20 protein-coding genes are annotated in these 22,836 nt (G+C 53.1%); 7 read left to right on the top strand and 13 right to left on the bottom strand.

From position 1 onward, the window contains the following. Window positions 1-7: 7 nt before the first annotated feature. Window positions 8-1,054: a spermidine/putrescine ABC transporter substrate-binding protein PotD gene (gene potD / locus OGV94_RS23970; RefSeq protein ID WP_250672238.1), complete on the top strand. Its 1,047-nt coding sequence runs from the start codon at window positions 8-10 to the stop codon at window positions 1,052-1,054. Window positions 1,055-1,189: 135 nt separating this feature from the next. After that, entirely contained in the window at window positions 1,190-1,696 is a 507-nt protein-coding gene (locus tag OGV94_RS23965; RefSeq protein WP_047412000.1) for a methyltransferase family protein, read from the top strand. Between the two features lie 21 nt (window positions 1,697-1,717). On the opposite strand, the gene cobB is transcribed toward OGV94_RS23965, so the two are convergent. The 5 genes from cobB to lolC all read right to left on the bottom strand — a co-directional run bounded on the left by cobB (window position 1,718) and on the right by lolC (window position 6,693). After that, window positions 1,718-2,539: a Sir2 family NAD+-dependent deacetylase gene (gene cobB, locus OGV94_RS23960; protein WP_003832281.1), complete on the bottom strand. Its 822-nt coding sequence runs from the start codon at window positions 2,537-2,539 to the stop codon at window positions 1,718-1,720. Between the two features lie 15 nt (window positions 2,540-2,554). After that, entirely contained in the window at window positions 2,555-3,466 is a 912-nt protein-coding gene (gene nagK, locus OGV94_RS23955; protein WP_043015985.1) for an N-acetylglucosamine kinase, read from the bottom strand. A gap of 89 nt (window positions 3,467-3,555) precedes the next feature. After that, window positions 3,556-4,800, bottom strand: coding sequence for a lipoprotein-releasing ABC transporter permease subunit LolE (gene lolE, locus OGV94_RS23950; RefSeq protein ID WP_199994831.1), 1,245 nt, complete (start codon window positions 4,798-4,800; stop codon window positions 3,556-3,558). Beyond that, complete coding sequence (lolD, locus tag OGV94_RS23945) at window positions 4,800-5,501, bottom strand: lipoprotein-releasing ABC transporter ATP-binding protein LolD (RefSeq protein WP_003832278.1); 702 nt, start codon at window positions 5,499-5,501, stop codon at window positions 4,800-4,802. The genes lolE and lolD overlap by 1 nt, the downstream gene beginning before the upstream one ends. Then, window positions 5,494-6,693: a lipoprotein-releasing ABC transporter permease subunit LolC gene (gene lolC / locus OGV94_RS23940; protein ID WP_003030806.1), complete on the bottom strand. Its 1,200-nt coding sequence runs from the start codon at window positions 6,691-6,693 to the stop codon at window positions 5,494-5,496. Before lolC ends, lolD begins: the two co-directional genes overlap by 8 nt. 261 nt (window positions 6,694-6,954) lie before the next feature. Between lolC and OGV94_RS23935 the strand changes: the two genes are divergently transcribed. The 3 genes from OGV94_RS23935 to ldtC all read left to right on the top strand — a co-directional run bounded on the left by OGV94_RS23935 (window position 6,955) and on the right by ldtC (window position 12,696). Further along, window positions 6,955-8,019: an acyltransferase family protein gene (locus OGV94_RS23935; RefSeq protein WP_047412006.1), complete on the top strand. Its 1,065-nt coding sequence runs from the start codon at window positions 6,955-6,957 to the stop codon at window positions 8,017-8,019. 118 nt (window positions 8,020-8,137) lie between these two features. Continuing rightward, on the top strand, window positions 8,138-11,584 hold the full coding sequence (gene mfd / locus OGV94_RS23930) for a transcription-repair coupling factor (protein ID WP_047412009.1): 3,447 nt from the start codon (window positions 8,138-8,140) through the stop codon (window positions 11,582-11,584). Window positions 11,585-11,730: 146 nt separating this feature from the next. Next, complete coding sequence (gene ldtC, locus OGV94_RS23925) at window positions 11,731-12,696, top strand: L,D-transpeptidase LdtC (protein WP_043015981.1); 966 nt, start codon at window positions 11,731-11,733, stop codon at window positions 12,694-12,696. A gap of 86 nt (window positions 12,697-12,782) precedes the next feature. Here ldtC and bhsA read toward each other — a convergent pair whose 3' ends face one another. Next, window positions 12,783-13,040, bottom strand: coding sequence for a multiple stress resistance protein BhsA (gene bhsA / locus OGV94_RS23920; RefSeq protein WP_043017889.1), 258 nt, complete (start codon window positions 13,038-13,040; stop codon window positions 12,783-12,785). Window positions 13,041-13,284: 244 nt separating this feature from the next. On the opposite strand from bhsA, the gene comR reads away from it, so the two are divergent. Together comR and OGV94_RS23910 are read left to right on the top strand one after the other, a co-directional pair. After that, window positions 13,285-13,920 (top strand): TetR family copper-responsive transcriptional repressor ComR, encoded by a 636-nt coding sequence (gene comR / locus OGV94_RS23915; protein WP_087051051.1) that lies wholly within the window; start codon window positions 13,285-13,287, stop codon window positions 13,918-13,920. 254 nt (window positions 13,921-14,174) lie between these two features. Next, the gene (locus tag OGV94_RS23910; protein WP_047412016.1) at window positions 14,175-16,355 is read left to right on the top strand and encodes a TonB-dependent siderophore receptor; all 2,181 of its coding nucleotides are present in this window, start codon (window positions 14,175-14,177) and stop codon (window positions 16,353-16,355) included. Window positions 16,356-16,412: 57 nt separating this feature from the next. On the opposite strand, the gene OGV94_RS23905 is transcribed toward OGV94_RS23910, so the two are convergent. The 7 genes from OGV94_RS23905 to OGV94_RS23875 all read right to left on the bottom strand — a co-directional run bounded on the left by OGV94_RS23905 (window position 16,413) and on the right by OGV94_RS23875 (window position 22,835). Next, entirely contained in the window at window positions 16,413-16,952 is a 540-nt protein-coding gene (locus OGV94_RS23905; protein WP_003030814.1) for a glycine zipper 2TM domain-containing protein, read from the bottom strand. Between the two features lie 167 nt (window positions 16,953-17,119). Then, window positions 17,120-18,424 (bottom strand): NADH-quinone dehydrogenase, encoded by a 1,305-nt coding sequence (gene ndh, locus OGV94_RS23900; RefSeq protein WP_047412019.1) that lies wholly within the window; start codon window positions 18,422-18,424, stop codon window positions 17,120-17,122. A gap of 976 nt (window positions 18,425-19,400) precedes the next feature. Next, window positions 19,401-19,943, bottom strand: a complete 543-nt coding sequence (ycfP, locus tag OGV94_RS23895) for an alpha/beta hydrolase YcfP (protein WP_047412021.1) — start codon at window positions 19,941-19,943, stop codon at window positions 19,401-19,403. A 21-nt stretch (window positions 19,944-19,964) separates the two neighbouring features. Then, complete coding sequence (gene nagZ, locus OGV94_RS23890) at window positions 19,965-20,990, bottom strand: beta-N-acetylhexosaminidase (RefSeq protein WP_043015976.1); 1,026 nt, start codon at window positions 20,988-20,990, stop codon at window positions 19,965-19,967. A 10-nt stretch (window positions 20,991-21,000) separates the two neighbouring features. Further along, window positions 21,001-21,825, bottom strand: coding sequence for a thiamine kinase (gene thiK, locus OGV94_RS23885; RefSeq protein ID WP_100194257.1), 825 nt, complete (start codon window positions 21,823-21,825; stop codon window positions 21,001-21,003). Further along, on the bottom strand, window positions 21,806-22,447 hold the full coding sequence (gene lpoB / locus OGV94_RS23880; RefSeq protein ID WP_047412030.1) for a penicillin-binding protein activator LpoB: 642 nt from the start codon (window positions 22,445-22,447) through the stop codon (window positions 21,806-21,808). Before lpoB ends, thiK begins: the two co-directional genes overlap by 20 nt. Window positions 22,448-22,460: 13 nt before the next feature. After that, entirely contained in the window at window positions 22,461-22,835 is a 375-nt protein-coding gene (locus OGV94_RS23875; RefSeq protein ID WP_043015973.1) for a YcfL family putative periplasmic lipoprotein, read from the bottom strand. Window position 22,836: the final 1 nt, after the last annotated feature.

Here is a 22,836-nt window from a genome sequence, read left to right as displayed (position 1 = left end):
TTAAATGATGAAAAAATGGTCACGCCACCTGCTCGCGGCGGGTGCTCTGGCACTGGGCATGAGCGCCGCTCACGCGAATGACAACAACACGCTCTATTTCTATAACTGGACCGAGTATGTCCCGCCAGGGCTGCTGGAGCAGTTCACCAAAGAGACCGGCATTAAGGTTATCTATTCGACCTACGAGTCGAATGAAACCATGTACGCCAAGCTCAAAACCTATAAAGACGGCGCATACGATCTGGTGGTACCGTCCACCTATTATGTCGACAAAATGCGCAAAGAAGGCATGATCCAGAAGATCGACAAGTCGACGTTAACCAACTTCCACAACCTCGACCCGGAAATGCTCAATAAGCCGTTTGACCCGAACAATGACTACTCCATCCCGTATATCTGGGGTGCGACGGCCATTGGCGTTAACAGCGATGCCATCGACCCGAAAACCGTAACCAGTTGGGCCGATCTGTGGAAACCGGAGTACAAAGGCAGCCTGTTGTTAACGGATGATGCGCGTGAAGTGTTCCAGATGGCGCTGCGCAAACTGGGATATTCCGGCAATACCACCGCCCCTAAAGAGATTGAAGCCGCCTATAACGAGTTGAAGAAGCTGATGCCTAACGTCGCGGCGTTTAACTCTGACAACCCGGCCAACCCGTATATGGAAGGCGAAGTTAATCTGGGAATGGTGTGGAACGGCTCCGCGTATGTGGCGCGCCAGGCGGGTACTCCACTGGAAGTGGTATGGCCAAAAGAAGGTGGCATTTTCTGGATGGACAGCCTTTCTATACCGGCTAACGCCAAAAACAAAGAAGGTGCGCTGAAGCTGATTAACTTCCTGCTGCGCCCGGACGTGGCGAAAGAAGTTGCGGAAACTATTGGTTATCCGACGCCAAACCTGGCAGCGCGTAAGCTGTTAAGTCCTGAAGTCGCGAATGATAAAACGCTCTACCCTGACGCAGAAACCATCAACAAAGGGGAATGGCAGAACGATGTGGGTTCCGCCAGCGCTATCTATGAAGAGTATTATCAGAAGCTGAAAGCAGGACGCTAATACTCGTGCAACCCGGCAGGCCTCGCTGCGCCGGGTTGCTACCTGCCAACCCGACTTTTACGTCTTTCGACTGACTCCCGCTCTCCAGTTTCTGGCTATGCTTACAGTATTCCAGGTCGGCTTCTGAGGCTTCCAATGGCAACGCTCTGGCTGATACTTGAATTGGCTAATCTGATCGTATTTACGCTGGTGATCCTCCCTCGTAAACAGCCGGTAAACGCTCGTCCTTTGCTGCCCATCACCGCAACCCGCCTGCTACGACTCACTTTTTTAATACCGATCCTGGTTTTTGGCTACAGCCTGTTTTTCAATCATCAGATTGGCCCGGTGGAGTGGGGATGTCTCATTCTGGCGATCGTCGGTAACGCGCTGGTCATCAAAGGAAAATGGGATTTAGGTGAAAGCCACACGTGGACAGGCTACTATTTACCCAGCGCCAAACGGGTTACGCGCGGTATTTTTGCCTGGATTGCGCACCCCATGTATACCGGAATTATTCTGGTGATTATCTCGTGCAGCCTCGTCTACATTACCCGGCTGCCCGTGTGGCTGAGCGCGTTAGCGCTGATCTGTTGTTTTTACATCGCAGGATTTTTGATTATGGCGGCCCTGCGTGAGGACCGCCAGCTTGTACAAACTTAAGCAATATTGCCCGGATAGCCGTTACAGTCCTTTCAATAACTTCTCAACAAACTCAGGCACCACCTGGCTTGCCGGACCGTAATACTTCTCTTCAAATTCGCTTCCCACCTGGCTCGGCTCGAGATTGAGCTCTACCGTATGCGCCCCGTGCAGTCTTGCCTCATGCACAAAACCCGCAGCCGGATAAACATGGCCCGATGTGCCAATGGCAATAAACACATCCGCCATTGCCAGCGCCATATAAATTTCATCCATGCCCAGCGGCATTTCACCAAACCACACCACGTGCGGTCTTAGCGGCGCAGGAAACTGGCAGCAATGACATTTATCTTCCGGGGTCACATCACCCGTCCACTCCAGGATCTGCCCGCTTTGCGAACAGCGAACCTTCAGCAGTTCGCCGTGCATATGGATAACGTTCTGGCTGCCTGCACGTTCATGCAGGTTATCAATGTTCTGCGTCACCAGTAAAAAACGGTCGCCCAGCTCGGCTTCGAGTTTTGCCAGCGCGATATGCGCCGCATTAGGCTGGATTTCTGGCTGCTGCAACTGATGGCGACGGGCGTTATAAAACGACTGAACCAGTTCCGGGTTTCGACTAAATCCTTCCGGAGTCGCAACGTCCTCGACCCGATGTTCTTCCCAGAGACCATCCGCCGCGCGGAATGTTCGGATTCCTGACTCAGCGGAGATTCCCGCCCCCGTCAGTACCAGCACTCTTGGTTTTTCCATCAATTCAGGCACCACTCTGTCTCTGAAAAAGATTCGTTGACGCAGGCGATCGCGCAAATGGCGTTTATTTTTACGAAAGCGGCTTAACCGATGACCCCGACGCGACAGCATAACAACCTCTTTGTATTAATCGGTAAGATGTAGGAAAGCGGCCCCGCGCATCCCGCCCGCATCACCGTGCCGTGCCTGCTCAATACGCGGCACCCGGGCAACCGGCAGCAGATGACGTGGCAGTCGGTCCGCCAGTTGCGTCGTAATAGCGGTAAAATTCGACAAGCCTCCGCCAATCACCACCAAATCGGGATCGACGATAGTCAGGATATTGCCAAGACACACCGCCAGCAAATCCAGATAGCGTTCAACGTGGGCACGCGCTTGTTCATCACCCTGCTCCCACAGTGCGATAATTTCACGGGCATCCAGCGGTTGATGGTAGTAATGCTGGTACAACCACGCAAATCCACCGCCGGAAAGATAGCTTTCGATGCATCCCAGTTGACCGCATCCACAGCGGCGCAGCGGGAAATCAAAGCCCATCAGCGTCAGCGCATCGACTGGCAAACGAATATGACCAAACTCGCCGGTGATATAGCTGCGTCCGGTAATGGATTTCCCGTTAAGCACCAGACCGCCGCCGACGCCCGTGCCGAGGATCAACCCCATCACGAGCGGATATTGGGTAAACTCGTCATCCCAGGCTTCGGAGAGGGCAAAACAGTTCGCATCGTTGTCCAGACGCACATCGCGGTCAAGGCGAGCGCTGAGATCGGCGCGGAGCGGTTTACCACTGGCGGCAGGAACGTTGGCCGCGTATAGCGTGCCGTCTTCCGTTTCCGGCATGCCAGGAATGCCAATGCCAACCGAACCTTTGACACCAAATCGCTGGTCCGCTTCCGTTACCAGATTGCAGACCGCATCAAGGAAAGCATCGTAGCTGTCACGAGGTGTAGGCACGCGAGTCTCCCATTGCAGACGACGTTGCTTATCAAACACGCCCAGCGCAATTTTGGTCCCGCCGATGTCAAATCCGTAATACATCACCGCTCCTTGATACACGTCATCCTTCAAGATGCCTCTGCGTTGGCTACGCCTTGATGCAGCATGAATGCTTTAGTGTATTATTGTTGTTATTGGCCGCTAAGTACTCTCGCAGGATCAATATTGCTGGCGCGACGCGCCGGATACCAACTTGCCAAAAGACTCAGCACGAGTGCTGTCACCAGCACGTAAATCACATCCAGCCAGTGTAATTCCGATGGCAGGAAGTCAATGAAATAGATATCACCGGACAGGAACTGATGCCCGATAAGCGCTTCAATCCCGTTTATTATCGGCGTCAGTTGCAACGAGACAATCACCCCAATAACGACGCCTATCAGGCTACCGAAAAGCCCCGCCAGCAGGCCGTACCAGACAAAAATGGCACGGATCAACCCATCTTTCGCCCCGAGGGTTCTTAATACCGCAATATCGCCGCTTTTGTCTTTTACCGCCATCACTAACGTGGAAACGATATTAAAACAGGCCACGCCAATCACCAGCACCATCGCCAGATACATAATGGCGCGGATCATCTGGATATCACGATACATATAACCGTAAGTACCGATCCAGCTCTTAATATAAACATAGTTATTGGTGACTTCACCTGCGTCTCGCACCAGTTTATTGGCGTTAAACACGTCGTTAACTTTCAGCGCGATCCCGGAAACACTGGTTCCCATGTCCAGGTATTGCTGCGCATCTTCCATTGGGATCATGGCAAAGCTGTGATCGAGTTGACCGCTCAGTTGCAGGATCCCCGTAACGTGCAAACGCACGCGTTTAGGCTGCTGTAACTTATGATCCGCACTGGCGTTAGGGATCATAATCGACACCCAGTCGCCCTGCTTCACCTTCAGCGCATCGGCAATACCTTTACCAATGATGATTTGTTGCTCACCGGCTTTGAAATTATCCCAGGCGTGGTTTTGCACGAAGGATGGCAGCGCGCTTAAACGCTGTTCCTGTTTTGGGTCAACGCCCTTCACCTGCACCGCGCGTAGGTTCGCCCCACTCTCCACCAGTCCGGTAAAGTTGATATAAGGTGCCACAGCGACAATACCCGGCACTTTTTGTACCTTGTCGAGCGCTTCCTGCCAGTTATTCCACGGCTGATTTACGGCTTCAATCTCTCCGTGAGGGACTACGGCCAGAATACGGTTGTTAAGCTCACGTTCAAATCCGTTCATAGCGCTTAAACCGACGATCAACACCGCCACGCCCAACGCGATACCAACGGTGGATATCACGGAAATCAACGAAACCATACCGCCACGCCGCCGACCACGACTAAAGCGCAGACCAATCAATAATGATAAAGGCGAAGCCATTACTCAGCTCCCATCAGGCTCAGTTCAGCCGTCAGGCGACCATCGCGCATCTCAAGCTGACGGCTCATCCGCTTCGCCAACTGCAGATCGTGCGTCACCACCAGGAATGCCGTACCCTGAGAGCGGTTCAGCTCACCCAGAAGTTCGAAAATGCTGTCCGCGTTACGCGCATCAAGGTTACCCGTTGGTTCATCTGCCAGAACCAGGCGCGGGTTATTTACCAACGCACGGGCGATGGCCACGCGCTGGCGTTCCCCGCCAGACAGTTCGGATGGGCGATGGCTGGCACGATGGTCCAGCCCTACCGCTTTCAACATATCCCGCGCGCGCTCGGTGATTTCAGCCGGTTTTTTCTTGCCGATCAACAGCGGCATCGCCACGTTTTCCAGCGCGGTAAAGTCCGGCAGCAAATGGTGGAACTGGTAAATAAAGCCCAGCTTCTGATTGCGCAGTTCCGCTTTCGCCGCCGACGAGAGCTTGCTCATTGGCTGACCGCTAAAAATGACGTCGCCGGAAGTCGGCGTATCCAGCCCGCCCAACAGATGCAGCAGCGTACTCTTACCGGAGCCGGAGCTGCCGACAATCGCCATCATCTCACCTTCGCCGACGCAAAAACTGACATCGTGCAGTACATCGGTCTGCACAGTGCCTTCCTGATAGCGTTTGCACAGGTTGTCGCATTGCAACAGGATCTTATTCATAACGTAAAGCCTCAGCGGGTTGAGTGGCGGCAGCGCGCCAGGAAGGATAAAGCGTAGACAGCAACGCGATGGCCATCGCCACCAGCGCAATAACGATAACCTGCAGCGGCTCGATGGCGACCGGCAGCGCAGCGCCATCCAGAAGCACGCCGATAATGGGCATCAGGTTGTTCAGTTGGCTGGCAAGCAATGCGCCCAGCACAGCGCCCAACAGCGCGCCAATAATCCCGGCACTGGCCCCCTGAACCATAAACACCATCATTATCTGCCGCGGCGTCAGCCCCTGCGTTTGTAGAATCGCCACTTCCCCTTGCTTCTCCATTACCATCAGACCCAGTGAGGTAATAATATTAAAAGCCGCCACCGCCACGATCAGGCTAAGCAGCAGCCCCATCATGTTCTTTTCCATGCGCACGGCCTGGAACAATTCCCCTTTGCGCTCGCGCCAGTCCTGCCATTTAGTACCTTGCGGCAGCGTTTGCTGGCTCAGCGTGTCAACCTTCAGCGGCTCGTTCAGCCACAGACGCCAGCCGGTAATATTACCCACCGGATAGCGCATCAGCCGTGAGGCATCCTGAATGTTGGTTAGCATCTGGTAGCCGTCGACTTCGCTGTTGGCGGCGAAGGTGCCAATTACCGTAAACAGACGCTGGCTCGGCAGACGCCCCATCGGCGTAAACTGACTGGCCGAGGGCACCATCACGCGAATTTGATCGCCACGATTAACGCCCAACTGTCCGGCAAGCTGCTCTCCGAGGATGACATTATACTTACCTGGCTGCAGATCTGTTTGCTTCACATTGACCAGATACGGCGTTAACGGATCTTTTTGCGCCGGATCGATACCCAGCATCACACCGACCGCCACGCTACGCGCACTTTGCAGCACCACATCTCCCGTAGTTATAGGCGCAACGCGGTTGACGCCGTTCAACACCACCGCTTTTTCTGGCAGTTGCTGCGGGTTGAGCGAACCCTGTTCAGACGAGAGAACGGCCTGAGGCATCAGGCCAAGAATATTGTTTTGCAGCTCGCGCTCAAAACCGTTCATCACCGACAACACCGTGACCAGCGCCATTACCCCGAGAGTAATGCCAATGGTGGAGAGCCAGGAAACGAAGCGACCGAAGCGATCTGCTGCACGCCCACGCATATAACGCAGGCCGATGAATAGAGCGACAGGTTGGTACATGAAATCCGTCTGGTTGCTGTTAGCAAAGTCACGAGTATATAAGCGAAAGCGGAATGGGTAAATGACTGAACCGTAAGTGTTCGTCAGCACTATTCCTAAAAGTATAAATAAATCAATCCGCTAAAGTTGTCCCTCCGCCCTTCAGTCCGGGTCCCTGATCTTTATCTTAAAAAAACAAAAAGCAGACAGTTACGCATTACAGCGCGCAGCGGGTTGCGCAGGATGGCAGGCTACAGCAATCAATATGGATACGCCGTCTCAATGAGTAAAAAAGAACTATGGATTAATCAGATCAAAGGGTTATGTATTTGTCTGGTGGTGATTTACCACTCGGTAATCACGTTTTACCCGCACCTCATCACCTTTCAGCATCCGCTTTCAGAGATGCTGAGCAAATGCTGGATTTACCTCAATTTGTACCTGGCGCCGTTTCGCATGCCGGTGTTTTTCTTTATTTCGGGGTATCTAATCCGTCGCTACATCGATAGCGTCCCATGGACAACCTGCGTGGATAAACGGATCTGGAGTATTGCCTGGGTGCTGGTGATCTGGGGGGTAATGCAATGGCTGGCGTTAGTGACTCTCAATAACTGGTTGGCCCCACAGCGCGATCTGAGCCATGCAGCCAACGCTGCCTATGCCGGTTCGATCGCGGGTTTCGCCCACGGGATGCTGACCGCCAGCACCAGCCTGTGGTATCTGTATGCACTGATTGTCTATTTTGTACTGTGTAAAATTTTCAGCCGTTGGGCGGTGCCGCTGTTGGCGTTATTTGTGGTGCTGAGCGTGGCTATCAATTTTGTCCCAACGCCGTGGTGGGGAATGAACAGCGTGATTCGCAATTTGCCCTGGTATAGCCTCGGCGCGTGGTTTGGCGCAACGCTGTTGGTGTGGATCAAGGAGGTGCCCCTGCGCCGCCATGCAATCATTTTTCTGGTTAGCGCAATCGCCGCCGTCATCGCGTGGCTGGCAAATGTGTCACTACTGCTTTCTCTTCTTTCCATTGTGCTAATCATGAAGCTGTTTTATCAATTTGAACGCCGCTTTGGCATGCGCGCATCCAGTCCGCTAAGCGTGATTGGCGCCAATACCATCGCCATCTACACCACTCACCGTATTCTGGTTGAACTGTTCAGCTTAACGCTAATCCCCAAAATTAATCATGCCGTCTGGCCTGCATACACGGAGCTGGCCCTGCTGCTGGTGTATCCGTTCGCCTGCCTGCTGCTGTGCACCCTGTTTGGCCTGTTGGTGCGTAAAATCTCACAGAAAACCGTGGCCGATCTGCTCTTTTCCCCACCCTCTTTATCTACCGCCTCGCGCTAACCCCAACACGCTTTTTGCCCCCATTCGGGGGCGAATCAATTTGCTTATGAGAAACGATCACGGATAATAAAGAACATTGCTTATCAGATGTATATCTAAACGAGATCCTGACAACCGAATGCCTGAACAACATCGTTACACGCTCCCAGCGAAAGCAGGCGATCAGCGCCAGTTGGGTGAGCTTACCGGCGCGGCCTGCGCAACGCTGGTTGCCGAAATCGCCGAACATCACGCCGGCCCAGTGGTACTGATCGCGCCGGACATGCAAAATGCTTTACGTCTGCATGATGAAATTCGTCAGTTTACCGACCAGATGGTAATGAACCTGGCCGACTGGGAAACGCTTCCCTACGACAGCTTTTCTCCTCATCAGGAGATAATCTCCTCGCGTCTCTCCACGCTGTATCAGCTGCCTGCCATGCAGCGCGGCGTGCTGATCGTTCCGGTAAATACCCTGATGCAGCGTGTTTGTCCGCACAGCTATCTGCACGGCCATGCGCTGGTCATGAAAAAAGGTCAGAGGCTTTCGCGCGACGCCCTGCGCGAACAGCTGGACAGCGCTGGCTATCGCCATGTTGATCAGGTCATGGAACATGGTGAATACGCCACGCGTGGCGCGTTGTTGGATCTGTTCCCGATGGGTAGCGAGTTGCCTTATCGCCTGGATTTCTTTGATGACGAAATCGACAGTCTGCGTCTGTTTGATACCGACACCCAGCGCACGCTGGAAGAAGTCGATGCCATTAATTTGCTACCCGCACACGAATTCCCGACTGACAAAACGGCCATTGAGCTGTTCCGTAGCCAGTGGCGGGACACCTTTGAGGTGAAACGCGACGCCGAGCATATTTACCAGCAGGTCAGTAAAGGCACGTTACCTGCGGGTATTGAATACTGGCAACCGCTGTTTTTCAGCGAAACGCTGCCGCCGCTATTCAGCTACTTCCCCGCCAATACGTTATTGGTGAATACCGGTGATATCGAGACCAGCGCAGAACGCTTCCAGGCCGATACTCTGTCACGCTTTGAAAATCGCGGCGTTGATCCAATGCGCCCGCTTCTGCCGCCGGAATCCCTGTGGCTGCGGGTTGATGAGCTGTTTTCTGAACTTAAACGTTGGCCGCGCGTTCAACTGAAAACCGAGAGTCTGGCGAACAAAGCTGCGAATACCAACCTCGGGTTCCAGAAGCTGCCGGACATCGCCGTTCAGGCGCAGCAAAAATCGCCGCTAGATGCGTTACGTAAATTCCTTGAGGGCTTCACCGGTCCGGTGATTTTCTCAGTGGAAAGTGAAGGTCGCCGGGAAGCGTTAGGCGAGCTGCTCGCTCGCATTAAAGTGGCGCCGAAGCGGATATTGCGACTCGATGAAGCCGTAGATAACGGTCGTTATCTGATGATTGGCGCAGCTGAGCACGGCTTCATCGATAGCAAACGCAATCTGGCGCTGATTTGTGAAAGCGATCTGCTTGGGGAACGCGTGGCGCGCCGCCGCCAGGATTCTCGTCGCACCATCAACCCGGATACGTTAATTCGTAACCTCGCAGAGCTGCATCCCGGTCAACCGGTGGTGCATCTGGAGCACGGCGTGGGTCGTTATGCCGGGATGACCACGCTGGAAGCGGGCGGTATCACCGGTGAATATCTGATGCTCACCTATGCCAACGACGCCAAACTGTACGTGCCGGTGTCGTCACTGCATCTGATCAGCCGCTATGCCGGCGGTGCAGAAGAGAATGCGCCGCTGCATAAACTTGGCGGTGATGCCTGGTCCCGCGCCCGACAGAAAGCCGCTGAGAAGGTACGCGATGTCGCAGCAGAGCTGCTGGATATTTATGCCCAGCGCGCGGCGAAAGAAGGCTTCGCCTTTAAGCATGACCGTGAGCAGTACCAGCTGTTTTGCGACAGCTTCCCGTTTGAAACCACGCCTGACCAGGCGCAGGCGATCAACGCGGTACTCAGCGATATGTGCCAACCGCTGGCCATGGACCGCCTGGTATGTGGTGACGTCGGCTTTGGTAAAACCGAAGTCGCGATGCGCGCTGCCTTTCTTGCCGTAGAGAACCACAAGCAGGTTGCCGTGCTGGTGCCGACCACCCTGCTCGCGCAGCAGCACTTCGACAACTTCCGCGATCGCTTTGCCAACTGGCCGGTACGCATCGAGATGTTGTCCCGTTTCCGTAGCGCCAAAGAGCAAGCGCAGATTCTGGAGCAGGTTGCCGAAGGTAAAATCGATATTCTCATTGGCACGCACAAACTGCTGCAAGCGGATGTGAAGTTAAAAGATCTGGGTCTGCTGATTGTCGATGAAGAGCATCGTTTCGGCGTTCGCCACAAAGAACGCATCAAGGCGATGCGCGCAGATGTCGATATTCTGACCCTGACGGCAACGCCAATTCCGCGTACGCTTAATATGGCAATGAGCGGCATGCGCGATCTGTCGATCATCGCCACACCGCCTGCCCGTCGTCTGGCAGTCAAAACCTTCGTGCGCGAATATGACAACCTGGTCGTGCGCGAGGCAATCCTGCGTGAAGTTCTGCGCGGGGGACAAGTTTATTATCTGTTTAACGATGTCGAAAATATCCAGAAAACTGCTGACAGACTAGCGGAACTGGTGCCTGAAGCGCGGATTGGTATCGGCCACGGACAAATGCGCGAGCGCGAACTGGAACGCGTGATGAACGATTTCCACCATCAGCGTTTTAACGTGCTGGTGTGTACCACCATTATCGAAACCGGGATCGACATTCCCACCGCTAACACCATCATCATCGAACGAGCCGATCACTTCGGTTTGGCGCAATTGCACCAGTTGCGCGGTCGTGTGGGGCGCTCACACCATCAGGCATACGCCTGGCTGCTGACGCCGCATCCAAAAGCGATGACCACCGACGCACAAAAACGCCTGGAGGCCATCGCCTCGCTGGAAGATTTGGGCGCAGGTTTTGCGCTGGCGACCCACGACCTCGAAATTCGCGGCGCCGGGGAATTGCTGGGTGAAGATCAGAGTGGTTCCATGGAAAGCATCGGCTTCTCGCTGTATATGGAGCTGCTGGAAAATGCCGTCGATGCGCTCAAAGAGGGACGTGAGCCTTCGCTGGAAGATCTCACCAGCCAGCAAACCGAAGTCGAACTACGCATGCCGTCACTACTGCCAGATGACTATATCCCGGATGTTAACACCCGACTGTCGTTCTATAAGCGGATTGCCAGTGCCAAAGGTGAAAACGAGCTGGAAGAAATTAAGGTCGAGCTGATTGACCGTTTCGGCCTGCTGCCCGACCCGGCTCGTACGTTGCTGGATATCGCCCGTTTACGCCAGCAGGCGCAGAAACTGGGGATCAGAAAGCTCGAAGGTAATGAAAAAGGCGGTACTATTGAATTTGCCGAGAAAAACCACGTTAACCCGGTCTGGCTGATTGGGTTACTGCAAAAACAGCCGCAGCACTTCCGCCTCGACGGTCCAACCCGGCTGAAATTTATGCAGGATCTGAGCGAGCGTAAAACCCGAATTGACTGGGTACGCCAGTTTATGCGCCAGCTTGAAGAAAACGCCGTAGCATAGTGAACAGGCCGGGTGAGCCCCCTCACCCGGCCTGATGAATTTACAAACTCTTTGCACTTCCCTGCACTTCCCGACACAGCAAACCGCCATAATTCTTGTTTACTTTTACATAATAAAAACCACGTAAAAACAATGGATTTATGGTGATGTTAAACAATAAACGACTCTCTCGCTGGTTAGCGTTTTTTACGCTTGCCGCGACCTTCGCGTTAGCACTTCCGGCTCAGGCAAACACCTGGCCGCTGCCGCCACCGGGAAGCCGCGTGGTGGGTCAGAATGCCGTTCACGTTGTTGAAGACAATGGCGGTTCTCTGGAAGCGATTGCGAAAAAGTACAATGTCGGCTTTCTGGCGCTGCTGCAGGCCAACCCTGGCGTTGACCCTTACGTACCACGCCCGGGCAGCGTGCTGACTATCCCGTTACAAACTCTGCTACCGGATGCGCCGCGCGAAGGCATTGTTATCAACCTCGCCGAACTGCGTCTTTATTATTACCAGCCGGGGACCAATTCGGTGACCGTGTATCCTATTGGTATTGGCCAGTTAGGTGGTGACACATTAACGCCAACAATGGTAACCACCATTTCAGATAAACGCGCCAACCCCACCTGGACGCCTACGGCAAATATCCGCGCGCGATATAAAGCAAACGGGATCGACCTACCTGCCGTTGTACCTGCAGGCCCGGATAACCCGATGGGCCATCATGCGATTCGTTTAGCGGCATACGGCGGTGTGTACCTGCTGCACGGAACCAATGCTGATTTTGGCATTGGAATGCGCGTCAGTTCCGGCTGTATTCGTCTACGCGACGGTGATATCGAAACCCTGTTCCGTCAGGTGAAGCCAGGAACCAGGGTCAATATTATCAATACGCCGATCAAAGCATCTGTTGAACCTAACGGCGCGCGCCTGGTGGAAGTACACCAGCCGCTGTCCGAAAAAATCAATGACGACCCGCAGTTGCTGCCGATCGTGCTGAACGCATCCATGCAGACGTTTAAAAATGCGGCGCAAACGGATCCTGCGGTCATGGAACATGCAATGGAAATTCGCTCAGGAATGCCGGTCGATGTGACCCGTCATCACGACGTTGCCCAACAACCGATGTAAACTCTGCGCATAAAAAAACCCCCGCTGGATTTTATTCCGCGGGGGTTTTTTATTTAACTCGCAGTGGCATTGCGATGGGTTAAATCTTATTTGTAGATAACTGCAGTCCCGTGAAGGGTGTTAGGACCGGTAACGGAAGTTATACGGAAAGACTTCGCTCCCATCTCATCCGCTTTCTGCGCCAGCTGATCTTCCAGAGAACCTAAGTTAGTCCCCGCATTCGCAGAAATAGTACCGACTTTCTCTTGACCAGCAGGTGTGGCCTGAACTTCAACGGCGGCAAAGCTTGCAAATGACAGTGAGCTAAGAACAGCAGCAACAAACAGAGTTTTTACGTTTTTCATGATAGTGACCTTTAGCAGATGAATGTGTGTCGAAAAGATTTACTTAACGATCGATAGGTAAATCATAGATGTGATCCAGGTCACACGTCAATATTTTTTTTATAATGATCGTTAAATAAAATACAAATTCCTTATTTTTCATACTAATAGATATATATTATTTTTATCGTTAATCCACTGGAGTGTGCAGTCGAATATTTTTATAATGGTTATTCAATAAACCTAACAAAGGTACATCGGCGCCATGACAACTGAAACGACAGGTTGTGCTAAAAAAAGCCGTGGCCGACCAAAAGTGTTCGACAGGGAAGCCGCGCTTGATAAGGCCATGACACTCTTCTGGCAGCACGGATATGAAGCGACCTCGCTCGCCGATCTCGTGGAAGCTACCGGCGCAAAAGCGCCCACGCTGTATGCAGAGTTCACCAATAAAGAAGGGTTGTTTCGTGCCGTGCTGGACCGCTACATCACCCGCTTTGCGGCGAAACACGAAGCCCAGTTGTTTTGCGAAGAAAAAAGTCTGGAGTCCGCGCTGGAAGACTATTTCACCGCCATAGCGACCTGTTTCACCAGCAAGGACACCCCGGCGGGATGTTTCATGATTAATACTTCTGCGACGCTGGCAGCCTCTTCCCGCGATATTGCGCACACGGTGAAATCCCGCCATGCAATGCAAGAACAGACGCTTACCCAGTTTCTTCACCAGCGCCAGCAGCGAGGCGAAATCCCGGCCCATTGCGACGTGCAAAAACTGGCCGAATACCTGAACTGTATTTTACAGGGTATGTCGATCAGCGCCCGTGAAGGTGCAACATTTGAAAAACTGATGCAGATAGCACATACAACCCTGCGGCTTTGGCCCGAGCTCATCAAAGCCTAAGCCTTTCCCGCTTTTCCCCGCTGTATTGACATGACCGGGAGCTGATACAGCCCCCGGTTAAAACTCCGCGCATTACCCCTACATTTTCCATTGTTTTCATCATCTTATCTGATCATTTTTTGTAAAACATATTGATAACAACAATTATTATCAGCAATATTCGCATTTGTTTTAACGCCTGTTTCACAATGTAACCATCGGTTTCTTTACCGCCATAATCAAAACAGATCGACTCTTTTTTAAAAGGAATACAAATGCATAAGCGTCTCTGGGTGCTCAATCCTCTCCTGTTATCTTTAACCCTCCCGGCCATTGCGGCTGAGGAAGATAACCTCATCGTCAGCGCCAACCGTAGCCAACGTACCGTGGCAGAAATGGCACAAACGACCTGGGTTATTGAAGGAAGCGAGATTGAACAACAGGTTCAGGGTGGTAAAGAGTTCAAGGATGTTCTTGCTCAGTTAATCCCAGGAATCGATGTCAGTAGCCAGGGACGCACAAACTACGGCATGAATATGCGCGGTCGCGCCATCGTCGTACTCATTGACGGCGTTCGTCTGAACTCCTCGCGAACCGACAGTCGTCAGCTTGACTCCATTGACCCATTTAACATTGCGCATATTGAAGTCATCTCTGGCGCAACCTCACTTTATGGTGGCGGTAGTACCGGCGGATTAATCAACATCGTCACCAAAAAAGGTCAGCCGGAGCGTGAAGTAGAACTCGAATTGGGGAGTAAAAGCGGCTTCAACAACAGTAACGATCATGATGAACGCGTTGCCGCGGCGGTGAGCGGAGGAACCGATCGTGCTTCCGGGCGCATGTCCGTCGCGTATCAACGGTTTGGTGGCTGGTATGACGGTAATCACGATGCTCTGATGCTGGATAACACCCAAACCGGCCTGCAGCACTCCGATCGTCTGGACGTGATGGGCACCGGAACGATTGAACTTGACGACAACCGTCAGTTGCAACTGGTTACGCAATATTATAAGAGCCAGGGGGATGACGATTACGGGCTGGATCTCGGCGAGAATATGTCAGCCGTGACCGGAAACGGTAAAGCGTATACCAGCAGCGGACTGAATTCCGATCGTATTCCCGGCACCGAACGTCATCTGATCAGCCTGCAATATTCAGATGCGGATTTTTTCGGCCAGAACCTGGTCAGCCAAATCTATTACCGCGACGAATCCCTGAAATTCTATCCTTTCCCGACGCTCAGCAAAGGTAAGGTTACCAGCTTCTCCGCATCACAGCAGGATACAGACCAGTTTGGTGCCAAAATTACCCTCAACAGCCAGTTGATGGATAACTGGGAGCTGACGTGGGGTATCGATGCCGATCACGAGACCTTCGATTCTAATCAGAAATTCTTCGATCTGGCCTGGTCCTTGCCCTCCGGCGGCATGGATAACCGCACCGCTTATACCACCGGGCGTTATCCCGGTTATAGCATCACCAACTTCGCGCCTTTCCTGCAAAACAGCTATGACATTAACGACATCTTTACCCTCAGCGGCGGCGTACGCTATCAATGGACCGAAAACAGGGTTGATGATTTCGTGGGCTATGCTCAACAGCAGGGAATCGCGACCGGGCTTGCGAACTCTGCCGATACCATTCCGGGCGGCAAAACCGATTACGATAATTTCCTGTTCAACGCCGGTATCCTCGCCCACCTGACCGACCGTCAGCAAACGTGGTTTAACTTCTCTCAGGGCGTGGAGCTTCCGGATCCAGGGAAATATTACGGGAACGGCACCTATTCGCTGGTTGGCGATCATTATCAGCTTCAGCGCAGCGTCAACGTGGCGGATTCACGCCTGGAAGGGATTAAAGTTAACTCGTACGAACTGGGATGGCGTTACACCGGCGATAGTCTGCGCACGCAACTGGCCGCTTATTACTCAACTTCGGATAAATCGATCGTTATCAATCGCAGTGATATGACCATTAACGTTCAGCCCGACGATCGCCGGATTTATGGTCTGGAAGGTGCGGTGGATTATTTCATTGCGGATACGGACTGGAGTCTGGGCGGCAACTTTAATGTCATTAAATCGGAAGTGAAACAGAACGGTAAATGGCAGAAATGGGATGTCACTCTGGCCTCTCCGTCCAAAGCAACCGCATGGGTCGGCTGGGCGCCTGAACCGTGGGCATTACGCATACAGAGCCAGCAAACATTTGATCTGACCGATGCCAGCGGTAACAAGCTGGATGGCTATAACACCATGGACTTTATCGGCAGCTATCAGCTCCCGTTGGGTAAGCTGACCTTCAGCGTGGAAAACCTGCTGAATGAAGAGTACACCACGCTGTGGGGACAACGTGCGCCACTGCTGTACAGCCCAACCTACGGTAGCCCCTCACTGTATGAATACAAGGGCCGGGGCCGCACCTTTGGTCTGAACTATGCCTTAACCTTCTGATAAAAAAAGCCCCCCAGCCTGAGCGAATGGGGGGCTAATGTTCAGGATAATGCTATTTTACGCTTTGTTATTCAGTACCAACTGTCCGTTATTGTCTAACGGAATTTGCGCGCCGGGGTCCTTATCCATGCGGATTTTCCCCTGCTGATCGCCAATTTTGTACGTCACGTCGTAGCCCAGCATTTTTTCAGATTTGTCATACACCGTTTTACAACGCTGCTGCGTAGTGGTGTAAGTATCATTTTCCTGCATCGAACCCTGAATCTGGTTACCTGCATAGCCGCCGCCTAAAGCACCGGCCACGGTGGCAATATCTTTACCTCGTCCGCCGCCAAACTGATGGCCAATAACACCACCCGCAACAGCACCCAGCACGGAACCTGCGATACGGTTTTCATCCTGTACCGGCTTACGGTGCGTGACCGTCACGTTCCGGCACTCCTGACGCGGTGTTTTCACCGACTCTTTAATCGGTGTTGCAGAGACAACTTGCGCATACTGTGGGCCACGCTCGAAAACGTTCAGACTGGCCACCGCTGCAACACCCAGCGCAGCAGCTACGCCAATCCCTATACCCGCCAACATTGATTTATTCACGGGAGTTCCTCCTTTTTTGCTATTAGCAACAACTTTGCAACAGAAGGTAAGGAATGCCAATCAGATTACGGATGAAAATAGCAGGAGGAGGCACGAACGCAGGATGATTCGGAGAACTCTGAAGGAAGGCGCAGGATGCATAAATCATCCGGCGCCACAAGTCGATATTAATGCAGTTTCAGACGCGGGCGAATCACCCGGTTAATGCTGCCGACCAGCATCATCAGACCGGTCTTGAAGTAGCCATGCAGAGCTATCTGGTGCATGCGATACAGTGAGATGTACACAAAGCGCGCAATACGCCCTTCCACCATCATCGAACCACGGGTCAGGTTACCCATCAGGCTACCCACGGTAGAGAAGTTAGAGAGCGAGACCAGAGAGCCGTGATCTTTGTACTGATACGCTTTCAGTGGCTTGCCGTTCATCTGCGCCAGTATGTTGCTCATTGCGCAGCTTGCCATCTGGTGCGCAGCCTGAGCGCGCGGCGGCACAAAACCCCCTTCCGGGCGAGCGCAGGAGGCGCAGTCACCAATCGCGTAGACATCAGGATCGCGCGTGGTCTGCAGAGTGGGTTCAACCACCAGTTGGTTAATACGGTTCGTTTCCAGACCGCCAATGTCTTTCATAAAGTCTGGCGCTTTGATACCTGCCGCCCACACCATCAGATCGGCTTTAATGTATTCGCCATCTTTGGTGTGCAGTCCGCCTTGATCTGCGCTGGTAACCATCGTCTGGGTCAGTACGCGTACGCCCAGTTTGGTTAATTCATTATGTGCTGCGCTGGAAATACGCGGCGGCAGCGCAGGCAGAATACGCTCACCAGCTTCGACCAGAGTAACGTTCAGAGCGTCGTTGGTCAGCCCTTTGTAACCATAGCTGTGCAGCTGTTTTACCGCATTATGCAGCTCGGCGGAGAGTTCAACCCCCGTCGCACCGCCGCCCACAATAGCAATATTCACTTTGCCGTTAGCGCCCAGATTCGCGGAATACTTCAGGAACAGATTCAGCATCTCCTGGTGGAAACGACGCGCCTGATGTGGGTTATCCAGGAAAATGCAGTTTTCTTTGACGCCTGGGGTGTTGAAATCGTTGGAAGTACTGCCCAACGCCATCACCAGCGTGTCATACGGGACTTTACGCTCAGGAACCAGTAGATCGCCCTTCTCATCGCGCAGCTCGGCGAGAGTAATGGTTTTCGCGTCACGATCGATATCCACCACCGACCCCAACTGGAACTGGAAACCGTGGTTACGGGCATGCGCCAGATAGCTCAGCGCATCCACACCTTCGTCCAGGGAACCTGTCGCCACTTCATGCAGCAACGGTTTCCATAAGTGGCTGTGGTTTCTGTCCACCAGCGTGATTTTGGCCTTTTTCTTGCGTCCCAGCTTTTTACCCAGTTGTGTCGCCATTTCCAGTCCGCCAGCACCGCCGCCGACAATCACGATCCTTTTCAATGGTGTAGTCAACGTGACCCCCTCAAATTTATTAACCAATTGTTAATTAAAAGTTATGAACATAGCCTTTAATTAACAACAAGTTACGATAATGAAAATGTTCTTCGAGAGTGAGAATAACACGAACGGTGCATTGGTCATACCAAAATTGATATGTATCAAGTTTTGATGCTGAAAAGATAGACAACCGGAACTTTAAGAACAAAAAAACCAGCCCGATGGCTGTAATGCCAGTCAGTTAGCGCCTCAGTTTCAGAAAGCTTCAACCTGTGCTGACCGAGGTAAAGAACATGCTATCTCGGAGGAAAAGTTCCGTTCACCTCATGCTCATCATTTCTCTGAAGCACCGATTCCTGTGAACGTGTAAAGGGCGTTCTCCGCCACGCCCTTTACAATCCCGGCTCCCGGCAGGAAAATTGTTGCTGCGCAATACCCTCCGCTTATTCCTCCAGGCTACCGGGCCGGGCGCGAGGAAGCGTCCTTGCAAAGCGCGCCCTGAGCCAGCATCCATGCTGGCTCTCCCGGCCTTACGGAAACACGTCGGCAATTTTCAGCCGGACCAGCCACACCTGACCTCCTGCAATTTTATTTGAATATATTTGAACAGCAAAAAAGATTTAACTGGAAGTCAGTGCGTTGAAGCTATGACCCCGGTCCGGCTGAAAATCGATGAGGCGTTGACGGCTGACCGGGGCTGTCCGCAGGGATGCGGACAGAGGGGACGGCCTGCAGGGACGCAGGCTCGGCCCCGACCCAACAGGCAGACGGCATAAGACGAATAACTCGCGCAGCGACGATTTTCCCGCCGGGAGCCTGGGTTGCAAGGGAGGCGGCGGTGAGCCTCCCTTGCACGTTCACAGGTATCTGCGCTTCAGAGAAATGACACCGCTGAGGTGAACGGAACCCTCAGCCGGAATCACATGTTCACCATACGTTCGTAACTGACGAGCATTAGCCTGGCGGCTGTTTTTTAAAAGCTCAATAAGGATTAACCTAACGTCTTGAACGCTTTGATTCGCTGCAAATGCGGCGAGATATTCTTAAACTTGTGCGTCTGTTCTTCATCCCAGACTATCTCGTAATAATGATGCAGCTCTTCTGACGCACGCTGGCTATTGAGCGCTTCATCATGACGTGACAGAATCACCAGGCAGCGATCGCGATTCTTTTCGCGGAAATTGGTCACGCATTTTGTCGCGATATCGGCATACTCTTCAGGCCGGTCAATTTTTCCTTCCATGTTCTCATACGGGAACAGGTTAGGATTAAACACGACCTGACGAATATCACACAGAAAACCAATGCGTTCAGCCCAATATCCCCCGAGCCCCACGCCACAAATCAGCGGACGGTCGTCCACATTAAGCTGCAGCATTTTGTCCACTTCTTTCAGCAGATGCTGCATATCATGTTTAGGATGCCGCGTACTATAGCTAATCAGCCTGACATCCGGGTCGATGAACTGCAGTTGCAACACCTTTTCATGGTTGCCCGGGCTGTTAGAGTCAAAACCGTGTAAATAGATAATCATCGCATCCTCGCCAAACTTGCGTTAATGACCTGCTTTCTCTTCCTGCCAGCGCTCATGAAGCTGGTTGAGCTGGGCGCTTACCGTCTTCCAGCGTGCAGAGTCCATCAGTTCCTGACGTGAAAATGAACCTTTATGATACAAACGTGTAACACGTTCTGCATTGATCGGCGACAGATTATCTAACACACTGACCGCTCCCTTACGATTATTGCAGACCAGGATCATATCGCAACCGGCATCCAGCGATGCCTGACCGCGCTCCGCATAGCTTCCCATAATCGCCGCCCCTTCCATCGACAAATCGTCGGAGAAAATGACGCCATCGAAGCCAAGCTCCTGACGTAATACCGTTTTCAGCCAGTGCGGCGAGCCGCTCGCCGGACGTGGATCCACGTCACTGTAGATGACGTGCGCAGGCATAATGGCATCGAGTTTGTTTTCAGTAATCAACGTCTGGAACACGGACATATCTTTCGCCCGAATGTCAGCTTCTGAGCGTGGATCGGTTGGCGTTTCTTTGTGTGAATCCGCCGTCACCGCCCCATGTCCGGGGAAATGTTTACCGGTGGTTTTCATGCCAGCAGCGTGCATACCGTCAATGAAGCGGGTCGCCATAGCCAGCGCTTTCAGCGGATCGGCATGGTAAGAGCGCTCGCCAATTGCCGCGCTGATATGCCCCACATCCAGTACCGGCGCAAAGCTGATATCGATGTCCATGGCGATCATTTCGCTGGCCATTAACCATCCGGCGTCCTGAGCCAGTTTGCCGCCCTCTTCCAGACCGTGCAGCGCGGCAAAGGATTGGGCCGCTGGCAAACGCGTAAATCCTTCACGAAAACGCTGTACGCGTCCGCCTTCCTGATCTACCGCCACGACCAGATGATTGCGCGATGACGCGCGGATCTGGCGCACTAACTCACGTAACTGTTCCGGGTCATGATAATTTCGGGTAAAGAGAATCAACCCACCTACCAGCGGATGCGCCAGAATCTCACGCTCTTCAGCGTCCAGCTCATACCCTTCGACATCCAACATTACTGGGCCCACACTGCTCTCCTTATCCTTTCATTGTTAGCTGCCGCCAGATTTCATCGGCCAGCCTGATAAATTGTCGATCGCCGGTTTGTCGCCAGCGATACTCAAACCACCCCGCCTTTAGCATCATTACCCAGGGCCGCCATCGTCTGACCTGTCGCCACAGCGCGTTTTGCTCAATGTGCGATCGCTGAGCGTAGGCGTTAACCAGCCGCTGGTGCTGGGATTCATCACTGACCCATACCGCCGCCAGCTCCAGGGCGATATCACCGTCACCAGCATATTCCCAGTCAATCAGCCGCAGCCCTGAGGATGTACGTACGATGTTGTCACCGTGGACATCCATATGCAGCGGCCCCAGACGCAAAGGTCGAGGCTCACCGCGTTTCCGTAGCCGCTTCAGCGCACGTAACCAACATGGCGTACGACGCGCCGGATCGCCACACTGCCAGTACTGCTCAAGTAACGGCAGCAGACTGATTCGCCAGCCCAATCGGGGTTGCTGGTGCAGATGATACAATAAGCCAGCGAGTTCGTCGGCGTCCGGTAATCTGGATTCTACCTGGCCGTGTAAAAAGTCGACCGCCATCCACCCACGCGTATAAAAGCGAGGGCGCGGCGCAAGACTTTCTGGCAGATGTTTTAACGCATGATAATGGCGTAAGAAATGCGATTCCGGCGAATCAGGGTCGTGATGACGACGCAGCACTAAGCGGTGAGTATGATGTTCGATGATGCAGCTCCCGCCGCTCAGGCCGCTCTGGCTGGCTGCGACGGGATGATACTGTGGGAAATAGCGCGACAAGACTTCGTCGCGCGTCAATCGGTTATTGTTGCTGAACGGCACCTTTACCTGACCAGATTATCTCGCCAGTTTGTACCAGCATTAATTGCATTTGCAGCGCAGGCGAATTGACGTTGCCGGAAGCGCTGGAATAGAGCACATACTGTGCGCCAACGTTGCGGGCGATCCCAATCGCTTTGCTGCGCGTTCCCAGGCTATCGTTCGGCGACAAACCTAACTGCTGCTTGGCGACAGCCAGTTGCTGGGCAGAAACCAGAGTAAACTTACCGTTATTCGCCAGCGCGTTACGCAAGGTCTCGGTGGCTTCACCGCTATTCAACGAGCCGTTGGTGCGGTTATTGACGCTATCAACCAGCAGAACGCCTCCCGCTTTGACGCCGTCAGCCTGCAGCATTTTGCCGACCATCGGCTGCATAGCCCCGTTCCAGTCATAGTGGCGTTGACGTGGCGTCGGCTGCGCCGTTTGGTCCTCATGCTCAATCGGACCCGGCTGCTGCGGTATGGTTGGCACCGTTGGTACAACCGGTACCGGCTGTTGCGGCTGCGCGGGTTGTTCTGGCACCGGCTTCACTTCCTCTACCGGTGCGGGTTCACGTTGCACCACACAGCCAGAAAGAAACATCGCCAGCGCGGCAATCAGTGCGTAGCGATTCATTTTGATCATCAAGATTCACCCCTTACAAATAAAGATAAAGTCTAACCTTGTGCGCCCCCAGAAAATTGGCGCTGCCGTACAGCATCACCGACGAATGAGCCGGGATAGTCATGCTGCGTGGCGCTTCCAGAGGGTGCATTTCCAGCCCTCTGGCGTCATACCAGTAAAACCGATAATGAACGGTAACGGGTTCTTGTCTTTCGTTATAGAGTCGAGAGGATGCCGAGGCCTGAATATCAGACGTGGTTAACGTCGGCTGTTCTGCTGTAATGCCCGCCGCCAGAATCGTTGATTCCATCACCAGCGACTGTTCATCACTTACCGGAATTTCAGGATGTGTCCGACAGCCAGCCAGTAGCAGCAAGCTCAGTGAAAGTGCAATGCATCCTCTGGTCATG

The sequence above is a fragment of the Citrobacter sp. Ce006 genome (assembly GCF_030336535.1).
Classification (GTDB): Bacteria; Pseudomonadota; Gammaproteobacteria; order Enterobacterales; family Enterobacteriaceae; genus Citrobacter; species Citrobacter europaeus.
The sequence above is the reverse complement of the archived record's forward strand: the minus strand, read 5'-3'. Positions and strand labels throughout refer to the sequence as shown.